This window comes from Peribacillus simplex (assembly GCF_030123325.1).
Lineage (GTDB): Bacteria > Bacillota > Bacilli > Bacillales > DSM-1321 > Peribacillus > Peribacillus simplex_D.
Map to the genome: position 1 here is coordinate 5715324 of NZ_CP126106.1, position 17549 is coordinate 5732872.

15 protein-coding genes are annotated in these 17549 nt (G+C 43.1%); 3 read left to right on the forward strand and 12 right to left on the reverse strand.

Going from position 1 to position 17549, the window contains the following annotated elements; genetic code table 11:
• Position 1 precedes the first annotated feature (1 nt).
• Together QNH43_RS27280 and QNH43_RS27285 are read right to left on the reverse strand one after the other, a co-directional pair.
• Positions 2 to 757: a threonine/serine exporter family protein gene (locus tag QNH43_RS27280; protein WP_283916414.1), complete on the reverse strand. Its 756-nt coding sequence runs from the start codon at positions 755 to 757 to the stop codon at positions 2 to 4.
• A 281-nt stretch (positions 758 to 1038) separates the two neighbouring features.
• A complete protein-coding gene (locus QNH43_RS27285) occupies positions 1039 to 1845 on the reverse strand; it encodes an alpha/beta fold hydrolase (RefSeq protein ID WP_283916415.1) in 807 nt (268 codons plus the stop codon).
• 166 nt (positions 1846 to 2011) lie between these two features.
• Between QNH43_RS27285 and QNH43_RS27290 the strand changes: the two genes are divergently transcribed.
• Positions 2012 to 3274 carry a dicarboxylate/amino acid:cation symporter gene (locus tag QNH43_RS27290; RefSeq protein ID WP_283916416.1) on the forward strand — a complete coding sequence of 421 codons (1263 nt, stop codon included), beginning with the start codon at positions 2012 to 2014 and terminating at the stop codon, positions 3272 to 3274.
• A 360-nt stretch (positions 3275 to 3634) separates the two neighbouring features.
• A complete protein-coding gene (locus QNH43_RS27295; protein WP_283916417.1) occupies positions 3635 to 4306 on the forward strand; it encodes a lysoplasmalogenase in 672 nt (223 codons plus the stop codon).
• Between the two features lie 85 nt (positions 4307 to 4391).
• On the opposite strand, the gene QNH43_RS27300 is transcribed toward QNH43_RS27295, so the two are convergent.
• From QNH43_RS27300 to QNH43_RS27310, 3 genes are all read right to left on the reverse strand, one after another.
• A complete protein-coding gene (locus tag QNH43_RS27300) occupies positions 4392 to 5591 on the reverse strand; it encodes a class I SAM-dependent rRNA methyltransferase (RefSeq protein WP_283916418.1) in 1200 nt (399 codons plus the stop codon).
• 110 nt (positions 5592 to 5701) lie between these two features.
• Positions 5702 to 6694: a PTS sugar transporter subunit IIC gene (locus tag QNH43_RS27305; protein WP_283918463.1), complete on the reverse strand. Its 993-nt coding sequence runs from the start codon at positions 6692 to 6694 to the stop codon at positions 5702 to 5704.
• Positions 6695 to 7101: 407 nt separating this feature from the next.
• A complete protein-coding gene (locus tag QNH43_RS27310; protein ID WP_283916419.1) occupies positions 7102 to 8004 on the reverse strand; it encodes a glutamate biosynthesis transcriptional regulator GltC in 903 nt (300 codons plus the stop codon).
• 156 nt (positions 8005 to 8160) lie between these two features.
• Here QNH43_RS27310 and gdhA point away from each other — a divergent pair, with 156 nt between their 5' ends.
• On the forward strand, positions 8161 to 9543 hold the full coding sequence (gdhA, locus tag QNH43_RS27315) for an NADP-specific glutamate dehydrogenase (RefSeq protein WP_283916420.1): 1383 nt from the start codon (positions 8161 to 8163) through the stop codon (positions 9541 to 9543).
• Positions 9544 to 9745: 202 nt separating this feature from the next.
• On the opposite strand, the gene rbsB is transcribed toward gdhA, so the two are convergent.
• From rbsB to QNH43_RS27350, 7 genes are all read right to left on the reverse strand, one after another.
• Positions 9746 to 10666 carry a ribose ABC transporter substrate-binding protein RbsB gene (gene rbsB, locus QNH43_RS27320; RefSeq protein ID WP_283916421.1) on the reverse strand — a complete coding sequence of 307 codons (921 nt, stop codon included), beginning with the start codon at positions 10664 to 10666 and terminating at the stop codon, positions 9746 to 9748.
• 15 nt (positions 10667 to 10681) lie between these two features.
• Positions 10682 to 11626: an ABC transporter permease gene (locus QNH43_RS27325; protein WP_076368471.1), complete on the reverse strand. Its 945-nt coding sequence runs from the start codon at positions 11624 to 11626 to the stop codon at positions 10682 to 10684.
• Position 11627: 1 nt separating this feature from the next.
• Positions 11628 to 13109: a sugar ABC transporter ATP-binding protein gene (locus QNH43_RS27330; protein ID WP_283916422.1), complete on the reverse strand. Its 1482-nt coding sequence runs from the start codon at positions 13107 to 13109 to the stop codon at positions 11628 to 11630.
• Between the two features lie 18 nt (positions 13110 to 13127).
• On the reverse strand, positions 13128 to 13520 hold the full coding sequence (gene rbsD / locus QNH43_RS27335) for a D-ribose pyranase (protein ID WP_283916423.1): 393 nt from the start codon (positions 13518 to 13520) through the stop codon (positions 13128 to 13130).
• Positions 13517 to 14401: a ribokinase gene (gene rbsK, locus QNH43_RS27340; protein WP_283916424.1), complete on the reverse strand. Its 885-nt coding sequence runs from the start codon at positions 14399 to 14401 to the stop codon at positions 13517 to 13519. Before rbsK ends, rbsD begins: the two co-directional genes overlap by 4 nt.
• Complete coding sequence (locus QNH43_RS27345) at positions 14398 to 15384, reverse strand: LacI family DNA-binding transcriptional regulator (RefSeq protein ID WP_283916425.1); 987 nt, start codon at positions 15382 to 15384, stop codon at positions 14398 to 14400. The genes rbsK and QNH43_RS27345 overlap by 4 nt, the downstream gene beginning before the upstream one ends.
• Before the next feature lie 343 nt (positions 15385 to 15727).
• Positions 15728 to 17539, reverse strand: coding sequence for an IucA/IucC family protein (locus QNH43_RS27350; RefSeq protein ID WP_283916426.1), 1812 nt, complete (start codon positions 17537 to 17539; stop codon positions 15728 to 15730).
• Between the last annotated feature and the right edge of the window lie 10 nt (positions 17540 to 17549).

Sequence of the window (17549 nt, forward strand, 5' to 3'; positions counted from 1 at the left end):
ATCATAAGAAAACAAACGCAGCAGATATTCCTGCCCCAATGGCTAAAGCAGTCAAACCTGCATCAACACCCTTGGATAGGCCCGAAACCAAATGTCCTGCAATTAAGTCCCTGGCTGCATTCGTAATTAACAGCCCTGGCACAAGCGGCATCACCGCTCCAATGATTATCGTGTCCAAATGACTTCCGACTCCAATCTGGACAAAGAACATAGCTGCTAGACCTACGACTAAAGAGGCGATGAATTCAGCAAAAAAACGAACTTCCAGTAACCGGTGCAAATAAAACAGGCATGAGAAACCCATTCCTCCAGCTATACAGGACCAGATGAAATCATTCCACTGGCCTTGGAACATGATTAAAAAGCAGCCGCTCGATATAAATGCAGCAAAGACCTGTACCCACATGGGATACCCCATCCCGGCCTTTTCGATTTGTTTTAACTGTAAATAAGCTTCCTCCGGTGTCATTTCCTTGCTGGAAATGCTTCGGGATATACTGTTGACAAGCGTCACCTTATGTAAATCTGTAGACCGTTGGGAAACTCGAATTAATTTTGAAGCCGGGTGCATACCATCCAGCGAAAAAATAATTCCTGTAGGGGTCGAAAAACTATGTGAGTCACCGCATCCAAACGCTGCAGCGATTCTTACCATCGTATCTTCCACCCGCGAAGTTTCCGCTCCGTTCTGAAGCATGATTTTTCCCGCAAGTAAACATACATCTATAATTTCATTGTATGGTAAACGATCATCCATTTTATCCTCTCCATCACTTCCTGCATGAGTTTCCCTCAATAACAGATACGATCATACCAAGTTAAATCCACCTCATAATAGCCCAATTCCCGTGAAAAGGATATAAAAATATTACCCATTTAATTTATCAATTCCATTAACCGGCACTACAGACTTCCTTAGTACCAGTATTCCCCTTATTTCTTGCCGAAACCGTTTAGTTAACAGAAAAATTCATTTATAACCATAATAAAAGGAATGCGGGCACGAACCCTGCATCCCCATTTTCCCATCCTGTACGACTATACTCCCTTTTGAATGAAGCAATCCACGGTTTCATTAAACAAATCACTTTCTTCCATAAATGGACAATGGCAACTATCTTCAAAGACTACTAGTCTGGAATTCGGAATGTTTTCATGCAAATGTTCCCCGGCTGCTACAGGAATGACTTTTTCATGCCTTCCAAAACAGAGAAGTGTCGGAATATTGATTTTTGGCAAGAATTCACGATAGTCCACAATCGATTGGTCAAATAGAATGCTGCTGGCAATGGATTCTGGCATTTTGGTCACTTCCCCAAGCATCCAGCTTGCATCCTCTGCAGATAATTCATTGTTGAACATGGAAGCAAGGAAGCTTTGTAAAAATGGGGCACGATTCGTTTGAATTTCAGTCATGAAGGCAATCAACGTGTCCATATCAAATGCACCGATATTAAAATCGGGCCACTTAAAATCGGAGGCCAATTCATCCACGATCACGGTTGAATCAATATTTCCCTCACCGAATTGCTTAAGGTAATCCCAGACGACAAATGCCCCCATGGACCAGCCTACAAGTATGACATCCTTTAATCCCAGTTTACCTATGAAGGCATGAAGATCTTTTGCATAAACGGAGACCGTATTTCCGTAATGTACATGATTTGACTGGCCATGGCTTCTTAAATCAAGTAAGATCGTTCTATATTTTTCTGAAAAGTACGGAAGCTGCCTTTTAAAGAACCGGCTGCTCATCCACACACCATGGATAAAAATAACCGGTTTTCCCTGGCCCTTTTCTTCATAAAACAACCGAACGCCCTCTTCCACCTCAATAAATGCCATTCTATCCCTCCTTCACTATTTTTTCACAATCCATTCCCTATTATTATTTATTGCATTTCTCCTTTTAACATTCCTCCCTATAAAAAAATATTGTCAAACCTGATTTTAGAGTTGATAATGAAGTATATTTTTATTGATATCTTCATCCTGAAAGGACGGAATTTAAATGAAGAGCTTTATCAAAAACTATCGATCCTCTTTAATATTACTGACTGCCATTATTATCGGTGGGATAGCTGGCGTGGTTTTCGGGGAAAAAACCTCGGTCATACAGCCGCTAGGGGACTTATTTTTAAATCTGATGTTCACGATCATCGTGCCATTGGTATTTTTCAGCATTGCTTCAGCGATTGCCAATATGAGCGGAATGAATCGCCTTGGCAAAATCATGGGCAGTATTGTAATCGTTTTCCTGACAACAGCTGCTTTAGCTGCCGTCATTGGATTTATTGGGACAACCATCGTCAATCCGTTGGAAGGCACAGATACGACAGCCATTAAGGAACTGATGGAAAACAGTTCCCCTGAAGAGACCATCGAAGAAGTTTCTTTCTTCAGTCAGCTGGTCAACACTGTAACCGTTTCCGATTTCCCAGAACTGTTCTCTAGAAGCAATATGCTTCAGCTTATCGTTTTCTCGGTATTAATCGGACTTTCCACTGCACTGGTCGGTGAGAAAGCAAAACCGATTACCGGGTTTTTGACAGCGGGTACAGCTGTCATGATGAAGGTCGTCAAAATCGTCATGTACTATGCTCCGATTGGACTTGGTGCTTATTTTGCGGCGATAATCGGGCAGCTTGGGCCGCAGATTTTAGAAGGCTACGCCCGCACTTTCATTCTTTATCTAGTCTTGGCCTTGATTTATTATTTCGGCTTCTTCACTTTGTATGCCTTTATCGCAGGCGGGAAAGATGGAGTTAAACTATTTTGGAAAAACGCCCTGACACCATCCATTACAGCCATCGCAACTTGTTCTAGTGCCGCATCCATTCCAGTCAATCTGGAATCAGTCAAGAAAATGGGCGTGCCTAAGGACATAGCGGAGACTGTCATCCCACTCGGGGCCAACACTCATAAAGATGGTTCGGTATTCGGCGGGGTATTGAAAATCGTTTTCCTATTCAGCTTATTTGGAAAGGATATGACAAGCATATCAAGCATTTTAAGTATACTTGCTGTTGCCTTTTTGGTTGGGGCCGTTATGGGTGCCATTCCTGGGGGCGGCATGATTGGGGAAATGCTGATTCTTAGTGTATTCGGCTTCCCTGTTGAAGTCCTGCCGATCATTGCCGTTATATCCACGATCATCGATGCTCCTGCTACACTGCTTAACTCAACAGGAAACACGGTTTGTGCCATGCTTGTCACAAGGCTTGTTGAGGGGAAAAACTGGTTAAAACAAGCATTCGTTAAAGAAGCTGTATGATTCTTATGACTGACTGGCTCCTGGTTAAAACAGGAGCCAGTTCATGTTGTAGGCAAAAGGCGTTCTATCTAAATTTTAAACAACTTGATTGGAGCGGGTGTGCGAGACTCCTGCGGGAAAAGCGCGTCAAAGGGAGACCCCGCAGGCGCATGTGCGCCGAGGAGGCTCCCGGACAGCCCGCGGAAAGCGAGTGCCTGAAGTGGAAATCAACTTTCTAATTTTAAACACGCTAAATCTGTATACAACTCGATAAAACAGGAGTCAGTTTTTTCATTTTGACGACTTTCTTTCAAACAGTACTTTAATTGACAAGGGGTTCCTTGCCCTTACATAGAATTAAAGATTGAAGGAGGGAATGGAATGTTAATGAAATGCTTACCTGCCGCAATCCTTATCACGGGACTATTATATATTTTTTTTATACCGGAAGAGCCATTAATCATTAAAATCATGTTCAAGGTCATCCCGATGTTATTGATTTTGCTCTACGCCTGCACAAATGTGGGAAGACGGGATCGTTACCAATCCTTCATTCTTCTTGGTTTATTCTTTTGCATGCTTGGAGATGGGTTGTTAATCTGGTTCGTCATCGGGCTTTCCGCCTTCTTGATCGGCCACCTTTTCTATATCTCGGCATTCTTTAGACTGTGGACCTTTTCATGGCTTCGATTTGCGGCAATTCTTCCGATTAGCATTTACTCCACTTGGATTGGCCGTGAAATTGTACGTTCTTTAATTGAAAAAGGTGAACACGACCTCATCATTCCTGTAATCTGTTATGTAACGGTCATCTCCCTTATGGGCTGGGCGGCATTCATGACCGGAAATGCGGCCGCAATCATCGGCGGGGTCCTGTTCGTAATTTCCGACTCCATTTTATCTTGGAACAAATTCATCGATGATGTTGCCCATTCTGGACCACTGATCATGCTTACCTACTATACAGCCCAGTTTTGCATCGCTAACAGCATTCGAATGAAACCTCCTTTCCATTTATCGAATGGTTTGAAAAGTGACCGGCCAAACCTTTGAATTCCGAATATCCGTTCGTTTCACATGAAACAATTTTTCATTAAAAAAGCATCCTCAGCTCTAATGGAGCTGAGGATGCCCTTTTTCAACCTTTAATTTTCTTAATGAAGACCACTTTTAAATAGCTACCTTCCTTATATTCCCTTATTGTTTTAAAATCAGCCGGTAATGAGAATTGTTCCATGATCTCGTATTTTCCATTCATTTCCTTGAAAGCGACATCAATGAAGCCTTTGAATTTTTTCATGTCAAACGTACTACAATTAGTTGAGGCGATAATGACCCCATTATCCTCCGTAATGGAAATGGTATCCTTCAATAGATTCGTATAGTCTTTCCCGGCACTGAAAGTGAACTTCTTCGATTTGGCAAAGCTGGGCGGGTCGAGGATGACCATTTCAAATTTCAGGGACTTCTTCACTGCATATTTAAAATAATTAAAAACATCCATCACCACGATATTGTGAGCTTCAGGATCTATTCCATTCACACTGAACTGCTCGACCGTCTTTGGTAAACTGCGATTCGCCAGGTCAACACTAGTTGTTTTAACAGCACCCCCTAAAGCGGCAAATACGGAGAATGCCCCAGTATATGAGAACATATTCAACACAGTTTTCCCTTTTGCGTATTCATCCCGGATTTTCCTTCTGACATCGCGTTGATCAAGGAAGACACCGACCATTGCCCCATCATTCAGATAAACAGCGAAATGGACTCCATTCTCCTTTACAAGAAGCGGAAATGCAGGCTGTTCACCCATGACAAAATCGTCTTCATCCACGTACTGCCCCTTTGTATCAAAGCGTTTCTTCTGATAAATCGATTTAACCTCGACCGTTTCCTGCAACGCCTTAATGATGTAGTCTTTAAAGGAATATATTCCTTTGCTATACCAGCTAATGACATAGTGACCATCATAATGATCAATGATTAAACCGCCAATTCCATCACCTTCCCCATTAAACAAGCGGAAAGCTGTAGTCTCCCCATCTTCAAAAAATGACTTTCGGAATTCGCATGCTGCCTGGATTTTCCCGGTAAAGAAGGCTTGATCAATTTTTTCATCTTCTCTATGGGTCAATACCCAGCCATAGCCCTTATTCTGTTTACCGTAATATCCTTTTGCCAGAAAGCGGTTGGCTTCATCCACCAAACGCACCAAGGACCCCTCTTCCTTAAGGTCATTAAGGTTGGCTATCGACTCTTTAACAATCAAGGGAAAACCCTTGCCGATTTTACTCACGAACTTAGCTTTCACTTTTATATCTATTTCTTTTCCCATATATATCATCCTATCTATGCAAATGCTTTCCTCCTCATTTTACCCTAATCCCTTTATAAATAAAAACCAGCCCGGTTCCTTAACCAGGCTGGTTTCCAAGAAAACTTTGATTATGAAACTTCCAAATGAAGATCGCCTGGCTTAACTTTACCCATCATCTTCAATACCTGATGCAATGCAAGTGTGATCAAAGCTGGCAATACCATACCCACTGCCACATAAACCAAGAACGTGTACAACCCCTGACCGGTTATGATGGCAATCGGGGCAATCATTGAACTTAACCCCATGCCTCCAAGCTCATACGGCACTTGAAAATCGAATGCCAGGGTAGCGATAGGCGCACAGATGATTGCCGCCACAAAAGGCGGAACGACATATATTGGTTTCTTGATTAAGTTAGGAAATTGAACTTTTGGCGTAACGACCATCTGTGCAAGGAACCCGCCCATATCATTATCTTTATAAGACATGACAGTGAACCCGACAAACTGAACGGTACATCCGATTAGAGCTGCAGCACTGGAAACGGGATCTAATTGCAGAGCGATCGCCAGTGCAGCGGAAGACGCCGGTGTCATCAATAAAATGCTCCATACCAAGGCTATGACCATTGAACCGATTAAGGGAGAACCCTCGACCGCAGCGGTGGTTTGACTGCTTATCCATGTCAGGAGCGGAGTGGTGACAAGGGCCAGGCCATATCCCGAAACTCCACCGACAAGAACCGCTCCCATTGGAATGGCCATGATGTCCAACTTCGTTTTGCCGATTAGGCGCTTACCTATATATGTTGCAATTACTGCTGCCAAGACAGCACTTAGCGGCTGACCCGTAACAATCGTGAAGGCACCCTCAGCAGTTCTATGAATGGCAGCACCCCCAACAGCACTTGAAGCCATGGCGCTAAAGATAATTAATGAATTTCCACCTAGCTGATATGCGATGCCTGCTCCTAAAGCTGGTGCCATCAAGACCTTTGCGGCCCCGCCTATTGCCAGGAAGACTTCCCAACCTAAATATCCCCCTATGGATTCAAACAATAACCCGATCCCTAATGTAACCAAAACAGCGTTGGCTATCCCTGTCGATGCCTTGTACATTCGATCGCTGATGTATTCTTTCCTGCTCACTATATCTCCACTCCTTATCAATTATCAGAATATTCAATTTCGTAAAATCGAAAAAAAAATAAACATCTTCATTTAAAAAAGCCTATTTAGTATATCGCACCGCTGCCTATAATGTCTGCTCGTATAATAACATGAATTTTCTGATAATGTAAGGTGAATTTTTATTCTAATAAAATAAAAGCGTTTTCAAAAATAAAGGTTTAACACATTCTTATACAAAAAAAACTAAAATTGTATTATTTCAAAATAGATTATCCCTTTTATGGATATGCTGCATGAGGATACTTCGATACATTTGCGACAAAAAAAAGAACCCGATTCAAGGATTCTCTCACTAGCTGGATTTATGACTTTTCTAATAGAGGCGCAACTTATTCCTATTGAAAACCTTCCAATGTTGCAAAAGTGTCCTTCAAAAATTGGTAAAACAATTTCTCCGTTGGCATCAGTTCCCTATCAGTTGGAACGATGACCCCTACAGCCCTGGTAACAGACGGTTCCTCCAGCGGCAATTTAACCGTAAAACGCGGCAAGCTATCAATCAAGGAAATCTCAGGTATCAAGGTTATACCTAACCCTGCCCCCACCAGGCCTTTTATAGCATCAGTATCTTTCCCTTCAAATGCCACTTCCGGTTCAAAGCCATGCAGTTTGCAAGCTTTCATAACGAGATCCCTTAAAACATAGCCCTTTGGAGATAGGACGAACGGATTTCCTTTAAGCTCATTCAAGGATAGTGATTTCTTCAAGGCCAAAGGATGACTTTCTGGTAAAAGGGCAACTAAATTCTCAATAAATAGCGTTTCACCTTTGATTTTCTTTTCATTCGTCGGCAGAGGACCGATCAAGGCCATGTTAATATTACCTTTTATTACCGAATCTATCAGGTACCGATATGAACCTTGTTTCAAAGTGAACTTTGCCTGCGGATAACTTTCCCTGAAGTCGGAAATGACCCTTGGCAATACATAAGAAGCCAAACTGCTGGGAAAGCCAATCCGGATTGTCCCTTTTTCTGGATTCAGGCTTTCAGCCATCTCACGCTTGGCACGATCGATTATATCCATAGCTTGTTCCATATTCGCTAAAAATGTATGTCCTATAGGCGTCAATCTAATCTTTCGGCCTTCCCGGATAAATAGGGGCACACCTAATTCTTCTTCTAAATTGTAGATTTGACGACTGACAGCCGACTGGGCAACATGCAAGTTCACTGCTGCTTCCGTCATATGTTCTCGCTTTGCCACTTCAATGAAATATTCGATTTGCCTTAATTCCACTCTAAGCTCCCTCTTCCATATCAAAACAGCATGTTACTTATCTAATATTCAGATTGTTTGTTTTATTTTTAAATTATATCATGAAAGTATCATATAAAGACTGATATCTTATTCAATTGTATTTTAAGACTATATTACCTTAAGGGAGAGAGAACAATGACCACTTCACAAGAAGTCGAGCATGAGGAATTACAAGTTGCCAGAGAATTCGTAAGTCAAGTATACGCACAAGTAAAGGAGCGTAATCCCCACGAAAGTGAGTTCCATCAAGCCGTAAAGGAGATATTCCTTTCATTGGTCCCCGTTTTTGCAAAACATCCTGAATATATGAAAAGCGGGATATTGGAGAGGCTGGTTGAACCCGAAAGAATGATCACCTTCCGTGTTTCATGGGTTGATGACCTGGGGAATGTTCAAGTCAACCGTGGTTTTCGTGTACAATTCAACAGTGCAATCGGGCCATTCAAAGGCGGTCTTCGATTCCATCCCACTGTCAATTCCAGCATCATTAAGTTTCTTGGTTTCGAGCAAATCTTTAAAAACTCTCTTACTGGCCAGCCGATCGGTGGGGGAAAAGGCGGATCGGACTTCGATCCAAAAGGAAAATCGGACGCAGAAATCATGCGTTTTTGCCAAAGTTTCATGGCAGAACTAGCTCGCTATATCGGCCCTGATACAGATGTACCGGCCGGTGATATCGGAGTCGGTGCAAGGGAGATCGGTTACCTGTTCGGTCAGTATAAAAAGATGCAAGGCAGCTACCATGCCGGTGTTTTAACAGGTAAAGGCATAAGTTACGGCGGAAGCTTGGCCCGTACAGAAGCAACTGGATATGGAACCGTTTACTTTGTCGAAGAAATGCTAAAAGACAATGGATTACAATTCCATGGCAGCACTGTCGTCATTTCCGGATCTGGCAATGTATCCATTTATGCCATTGAAAAAGCTACACAGCTTGGCGCAAAAGTTGTTGCATGCAGCGACTCCACTGGCTACATATACGATGAAAATGGCCTGAACCTTGATACAATTCGACGTCTAAAAGAAGTGGAACGAAAACGTTTGAGCGAGTATGTCGATGCGCACCCGGAAGCTGTATACCATGAAGGAAGCTATGGCATTTGGTCTGTACCATGTGACATCGCACTGCCTTGTGCCACACAAAATGAAATCGATGAAGAAGCAGCAAAATTACTGGTCAAAAACAATGTGAAGGCAGTCGGTGAGGGTGCTAATATGCCTTCAACCCTCGAGGCCATTGATGTATTCCTTAATAACGGCATCCTTTTTGGACCAGCAAAAGCGGCCAATGCAGGCGGCGTAGCCGTGTCTGCACTTGAAATGGCCCAAAACAGTGCCAGAATGCCTTGGACTTTTGAAGATGTCGATGCCAAGCTGCATGAGATCATGAAAAACATTTATAAAAACAGTGTAGAGGCTGCCGAGGCATATGGTGCGCCTGGCAATTTAGTTGTCGGGGCCAATATTGCCGGATTCCTTAAAGTGGCGGATGCGATGCTGACTCAAGGCATACTCTAGCAATCTGTTGAATTAGGAGGCGGTTCCATCAAGGGCCGCCTTACTTTTGTAAAAGAGCGTTTTCACTTTCTTATACCACTCATTCATATCAATTCAAGCTGAATATACACAATCAGATAACATCAATTGGATTAAAAACATATCTTTCCTACGAAAAAAAGAGTGCCGGAAAAGTTCCGGCACTCTTTTGGTTGAAAGACAATCATTCTTTTGTGACCAATTTCAATGGAACGGAAATTGTATCATCCACTTTGTCACCTTTTAAGATTTTTTCAGCCGCATTAACCGCTTCTTCACCGATAAGTGCCGGTTGTTGAGCGATTGTGGCTTTTAGTTCACCGTTTTCAACTGCTTTCAATGCATCATCATTTCCGTCAAAACCAACCACGATGATGTCTTTTCCTGCTGCCTTGATTGCTTCAATGGCTCCCAGTGCCATTTCATCATTATGGGCGAATACCGCTTGGATGTCTTTATTGCCTTGCAGGATATTTTCCATGACGTTAAGCCCTTTTGTCCGGTCGAATTCCGCCGTTTGGCTTGTCAGGACATCTAACTGTTTGTCCGCAATATTGTGGAAACCTTTCCCGCGTTCACGAGTTGCGGATGCTCCGGAGACCCCTTCAAGTTCCACTACTTTCGCTTTTTCGCCAAGCTCTTTAACTAGATATTCTGCAGCCATTTCCCCGCCAGCCACATTGTCGGAAGCGATGAATGTTTCAATGTCACCTTCGTCTGAAGAGCGGTCAATCGTGATAACTGGAATGCCCTCTTCATTTGCTGATTGAACGGCTGAAGATATTGCAGCAGAGTCAGTTGGATTCACAAGAAGGACATCAACCTTTTGAAGGATTAAATCTTCAATTCCGCTAATTTGTTTTGCCGTATCATCTTGGGCGTCAACAACTGTGACTTTCATGCCTTTTTCTTTTGCTTCTTTTTCAATGCCATCTTTTAAGGAAACGAAGAATGGGTTGTTTAAAGTAGAGATGCTGACTCCGACTTTCACGTCTTTCATGGAGTCTTTCTTTTCTTTTTTATCATCATTTAGACCAGAATCCATTGAACAGGCAGCCAAGACCATTAAAGAAAGAACCATGATGATCGATACTATTTTTTTCATTGATTACACCTCTTCTTATGATTTTTTACGGTCAAGTAAGACCGCGATTAATATAACTGCACCTTTCACCACTTGCTGGTAGAAAGAGGATACACCAAGTAAATTCATGCCGTTATTCAAGGTACCGATGATCAGGACACCCACCAGCGTGCCGAACAACCGCCCTTTACCGCCTGAAAGGCTCGTTCCGCCTAGCACCACGGCTGCGATGGCATCCATTTCATAGGATTGGCCTGCCGTCGGCTGTGCCGAATTCAGACGGGATGTTAAAATGGCACCAGCGATTGCCGCCATTGTACCGGCGAGACCATATATGGCCACCTTGACCCGGTCGACTTTAATCCCCGAAATGCGGGAAGCCCTTTCATTTCCTCCTATGGCATATGTTTTGCGGCCAAAGGATGTTTTATGAAGCAGGAACCATAGGATCAAGAATGCGATGACCATCACCACGGCCGGTACTGGCAGTCCCAGGAAGTAACCTCTCCCAAGCATCTGGAACATTTCAGAATCGCCGATTCCAGTAATCGGCTTTCCATCCGTATACACAAGCGTTAATCCCCGGAAAATCGTCATGGTTGCAAGTGTCACGATGAAAGGGGCCATTTTCCCCTTTGAAACGAGAATCCCATTGATTACACCCATTATTGCACCTAGTAGAATCCCTACTAATATAGCTAAAATCGGATCTAATCCTGAGACCATCATACCAGCCATAAGTGCGCTGGATAGAGCTAAAATGGAACCGACGGACAAGTCGATGCCGCCTGTCAATATGATAAAGGTCATTCCAAATGCAATAAGTGCATTGATGGAGGTTTGACGCAATAAATTCAAAATATTATTCGGTTCCATGAATGATGGATTTAAAACGGTTATTACGATAAATAAAAGTACCAGGGCGAGTAACGGACCAAATTTTTGCCAAATCCCGCTTTTCCCTGTAGCCTCAAGTTTCATCCTAGTTCCCTCCTGTCGCCAATGCCATAATTTTTTCTTGCGTCGCTTCCTGCTTTAACAATTCCCCAGCAATCTCACCTTCATGAACCACAAGGATTCTGTCGCTCATTCCAATGATTTCGGGAAGTTCTGACGAAACCATGATGATGGCGATGCCCCGCTCCGTCAATTCATTCATCAATTCGTAAATTTCACGTTTTGCACCAACATCTATGCCCCGGGTCGGTTCATCCATAATTAAAACTTTAGGGGAAGTCCCGATCCACTTGGCTATTACCACCTTCTGTTGATTTCCTCCGGATAGATTGCCGATGACCGTTTCGGCAGAAGATGTCTTCACGTGAAGTCGCTTAATCATCATTTCGGCAAAGTTCATTTCATCTTCCGTTTTTACGATTCCGCTAGGAGCAAAACTCTTGAGATTCGGCAAGCCGATATTTTCCCTTACAGAAAAGTCCAGGATCAATCCCTCTTCTTTACGATTTTCCGTAATGAAAGCCAGGCCGTGCTGAACTGCATCCGTTGGTTTCCGTATGGAAACCTTTTTGCCTTCAATGGTAATTTCACCGCTGTCTATTTGGTCGACACCAAAAAGGGCGCGCATTATTTCTGTTCTGCCTGCTCCCATTAATCCTGCCACACCGACAATCTCACCTTGCCGAACCGAGAAATGGATATCTTCAAAAAGCCCCTTTTTAGTTAAACCTTTTACATCAAGGACTATGTCGCCAGCATTCGCTTCACGATGAGGAAAACGATCCTCCAGCTCCCGCCCGACCATTTTCTGAACGACTTCATCGAAATTTGTATCTGCAATTCTTTTCGTATCGACTGTTTTTCCGTCACGCATTACGGTGATCCTGTCACAAATGGCGAATATTTCTTCCATTCTGTGAGAAATATAAACAAGCGATACTCCCTTTTTGGTAAGTCCCTTCATCACTTCAAAGAGCTTCTCTATTTCTCTATCGGTTAAAGCGGCTGTGGGTTCGTCCATGATGATGACTTCGGCATCCGTCATGAGCGCCTTGGCAATTTCAATCATTTGCTGTTCCCCGACAGAACAGAATCCGGCTTCCTTATCAAAAGGAAGGGAAATATTAAGTGTATTGAAAATCTCGTTTGCACGCGCTTTCATTTGTTTCGTCTTCAGGACACCGAAGGCATTCACCATTTCCCTGCCGATAAAAAGATTCTCCAGCACGGTCATTTCTGGCCAGATATTCAATTCCTGACGGATAAACGCCATTCCCGCCTCTTCCGCTTCCTTTGAATCCTTGAATGAGGTTTCTTTACCGTTAATCTCAATCGTTCCTTGATCTTGTTTATGCAGCCCGGTCAAAATGTTCATCAAGGTTGATTTCCCCGCTCCATTTTCCCCCATTAGTGCATGTACTTCCCCAGCCTCCAAAGAAAAATGAACACCTTCCAATACCTTGTTTTGACCAAATGCTTTATAAATATTGTGCATTTCGATTTGCATGCTCATCATCTCATTTCTTTAAAAGAATACTCCAGACTGCAATATGCAATTTGAATATGGCGTCGTCTCCCCGGTCCGGATTATTGCTTTCGCGTTACTTGTCAGCCTTTTAAACTCCTCATGGGAAACATATTCAATCGACGCTCCGAATTGATGCTCCATGTATTGATGCTGTTCCGGGTTTTTAACCTTCACTTCTGTGGCAGCGATAACTTTTTCAACAACCATATCTTCGTGAACCGCCCGGATGACATCTTGAAATGATGGTGTTCCAGGCGTCAATGCTAAATCTATCTTGCAAACTCCCGGTGGCACCGGCAGCCCGGCATCACCTACGACAATATAATCGGTATGACCAAGGTCAACCAGGACCTTGGCTATTGAACTATTGATGATTCCTTGACGTTTCATGCTTCAAAGCCCCTCTCGACCTCTGACCTTTGCGGCATGCCGCCTTGAGCGCCTAACTTCGTCACGGAAATGGAGGCTGCCCGGTTGGCGAATGACAAACATTCGTCAAAACTTTTTCCTTCTGCAACGGCCACGGCAAAGGCAGCATTGAATGTATCCCCTGCGCCTGTTGTATCCACCGCTTCGACTTCAAAGCTTGGAACAACCTTTTCTTCATGTCCGTCAAAATAACGGACGCCATTTTTTCCTTCGGTAATGAATAATTTATTTGGATACTCAGTCAAGACTTTCGTTCTATCTCTCCCATTGAATAGAATCTCGAATTCATGTTCATTCGGAGTAAGGAATGACGCCTGTTGAATGACAGCCTCACTTAGCTTGCGGGCGGGAGCTGGGTTCAATAGTAATCTCTTTTGAAGCGTGTTGCACATTTCAGCCAGATATTCCACGGTTTCCTCAGGTATTTCCTGCTGAACCATCACGATATCCGATTCCTCTATCACCTTTTTCGCCTTTTGTACATATTCGGGTGTAATGAAATCATTCGCACCTTTAACAACAATAATGCTGTTATCACCTTCCGAAAGGGTAATGTGTGCTGTCCCGGAAGCGGAACCTGTAACCGGTTCCACATACTCCGTATTTACATGATTTTTTTTCAGGTTTTCTAAGATGATCTCTCCATAGACATCATCCCCTACACATCCTACCATTGACACTTCTGCACCAAGACGTGCTGCTGCAACAGCCTGATTGGCTCCCTTTCCTCCAGGGACCGTGATAAATGACTCTCCTAAAACCGTTTCCCCCGCCATTGGCCGCTTAGCCGATGTCACCACTAAATCCATTGAAGAACTTCCCACTACTGCAATTCTAATCATGTCTTCTCCGCCTTCCTTCTCGTTGTTTGTCTCTCCACAAAAGAAACAGGGAGCTTTTTATGTGTTACTTCCATTTTTTCTTGATTGATCTTTTTAATGAGCATTTCCGCCGCTTGTGCCCCCATCTCATAGGCTGGCTGCCGAATTGTCGATAACGGTGGGTGCAATAACGCTGTGAAGGAGATATCATCATAGCCGATCAGTTGTATGTCTTCCGGTATCCGTATTCCCCGTTTTAAAATCTCTTGAAGTGCGGCAGCTGCAACAATATCATTACAAGCAATGATTCCATCCGTCTCCGGATATTGTTCGAACAGCTGCTTCACGCAAGTTTGGCCGCCCTGAAGTGTTAGGGATGAATCCATGACTTGCACGTTCACTTTTGCTTGTTTCAATTCCTCCAGTGATGCCATATACCGTTCATATACAGGCTTTATTTCGACTGGCCCCCTAATGAGGACGATATTCGTACTGCCTCTATCCAGCAATACGCGTGCTGCCAGCTTACCGCCTGTCTTTTGATCGGAATAAACAGCTGGTAATTTCTCTCCCGTACGGTCGAGAAGGACTACTGGAATATCCAGGTTATCGAAATTTTCATTGGCTTCTTCACTAGTGGAAGCAATCATGCCCACTACATTATTTTGCAAAAAAGTGTCAATATATTCTATTTCTTTATCTCTCTTTTCATCACTATTTCCAAAAATTAACCGATATCCAAATTGCTGCAGGTAATCCTCGACACCTCTTGCCATTTCTGGGAAGAAGGGATTCGTAATGTCCGGCAAAATCAAACCAACCAATTTGGATTTACGTTTGTAGAGGGATCTTGCCACTTCATTCGGTTTATAATTTAATTTCTCAACGGCTGCCATGACCGCCTTTTTTGTGTCCTCATGTGCATAACCACTGCCATTCATAACTCTGGAAACCGTTGCCACAGAAACCCCAGCTTCCTTTGCCACATCCCGAATAGTTGCCAATATATCACCCTCAATAATTTTGTGTAACCGTTTACACATAGCTTATCACCAAATTATAGGGACGGCAAGCCCATTGCAAAGATAATTTTTAAGAAATTCGACCCAAAGAGGATAAAATAATCCTTTTGTTATCTGTTATCGCTCTATAATTTTTTCAACAAAATTGATTGGAGCGGGTGTTTGAGACTCCTGCGGGAAAAGCACGTCTAGGGGAGACACCGCAGGCGCAAGCCGAGGAGGCTCCCTGACCGCCCGCGGAAAGCGAGTGCCTGGAGCGAAAATCAACGATTAATTTGTAAAAAGCCAAAAGAAAACTGGCCCAAAAGTCTGAGCCAGTTTAACTTTATAGCGTTTTTGCAGGTAACTTTACATAAAGGGCATTATTCACATGCCCAAACTCAGATGCATGCGGACGATCTTCACCATCGCTATATCCATATTGAAGCATCCGATTTCTATTAAGGCAGAGTTTCGTTAATTTTGGCGCAAAGAAATTGAATGTATCGAAACGATCTTGTAGCATAGGGAATTTTTTCTGGTGTGTAAGGATTGCTTGGACGACGCCTTCCCAAAAAGCATTCTCATCCAAAAGGGACCTCTTCATCAGAAGTGTTGACAAGTATCGGAAATGACAGATGAATAGTCCCGTGAAAATGAATTGAACCAGCCCCTCGGGTTTCTCGCTTCTTAGTACTTTCCTTAAATCATCAGGAAGGCTGCTTAATTCAGGAAGCGGCTGATCACTGACGTTCACATCATCTACAAAATCCTTGATGGCCAAACGGTGAGGCTTGTAATCCTTCAAAACTAAAATGGTATTTTGACCATGCGGCGAGAAGACCAATCCATATTGATAGATAAAATGCAGTAATGGTGATAGGATGACGTCGAATAATTGAGCTGTCCAGGCTTCTGCAGTCAATCCCGATTTTTCAATAAGGCTTTCTACATATGGTTTCCCTTTGCTGTCCACATGTAAAAGGGACGCAAGCGTAATGGGCTTTTCGCCTTCTTCCATATAACTGTATATGCTTTCTCTCCAAATTCCACCCAGCATCTCTAAATATTGATAGGGCACATTCTCTAGTTTGGAATAATACGGGTGATCAACATTTAAACTGGCCACTTCACCAGGAAGCACTACTTTGCATTGTTCTTTCAAGAATGAATCATTTTCATAAATGTTCTTTATATACGTTGTGATTTTTGGGGCTATGACCGTGCGTTCAGCTGGCAATCCACGGTAGACCAGCGTATTTAAAATGCTCATTGGCAGCTTGACGTGGTGTTTATCCTTATTCGATACATTAACGAATGTCCGGATGGATTGTTGCGGCAGATATTTATCAGGACCATTTCCCAAAGCTACGATCAGCCCTTTGGCCAAGTCATCGGTAAAGTTCTGGATGATTACATTCTTCCACTGCCATTCATGGACTGGGAGGTAGTAATAGTTTTCTGCGTTCAGCCCTTTCTCCGTCAATATCTTTGCAAATGATTTTTGGGTTTCCCCATCCAGTTCATTCACCATCAATTGCTTATAGGATAATGTTTCGACTGAATTGAATTCACCCCTCGTTTTATGGATGGCAATCCAAGATAACTGAACTTCCTTCTGGTTTTCTGGAGCGAACTTCAAATAATCATCATAACCGAAACCGATTCTTCCCTTGTTATAAGCAATCCAAGGGTGACCGCTCATTTCCCCTTCAAGTAATGCATAATCCAGTTCGACTAAATCATCTGCATCTCGTTCAGGTTTGGATAGCAATTGGAGATCCGCAAGCAGCGTATGATGGAATTCTTTGATTAAATGTCCTGTTGTTTCTGCAGTCATTCCAATTAATGGCTGGATGTCTAAAATGAATTGAATGGCGTCATGGGCCTGTGTAAAGCCTTCCTTTTCACATACCTGAATCGACTCTGCCTGTACTTCATAGCTGTCAAAAAGACGGGGCGACGCCAAAAATTGATAGGCTTTCCCCTCATTTATCTTTAACTCATATAGGTTTCCCGCTGCCTTTTCGTTCAGAACAGCTGGATGGATCATATCTTCATACATATACTCAGAAATCATCTTGGCCAGCAGGTTTTGGTTTACTATCGACCAATTTTTTTCTGAAACCGCCTGTTCCACTTCATTTATGAACTGCATATAATTCTCC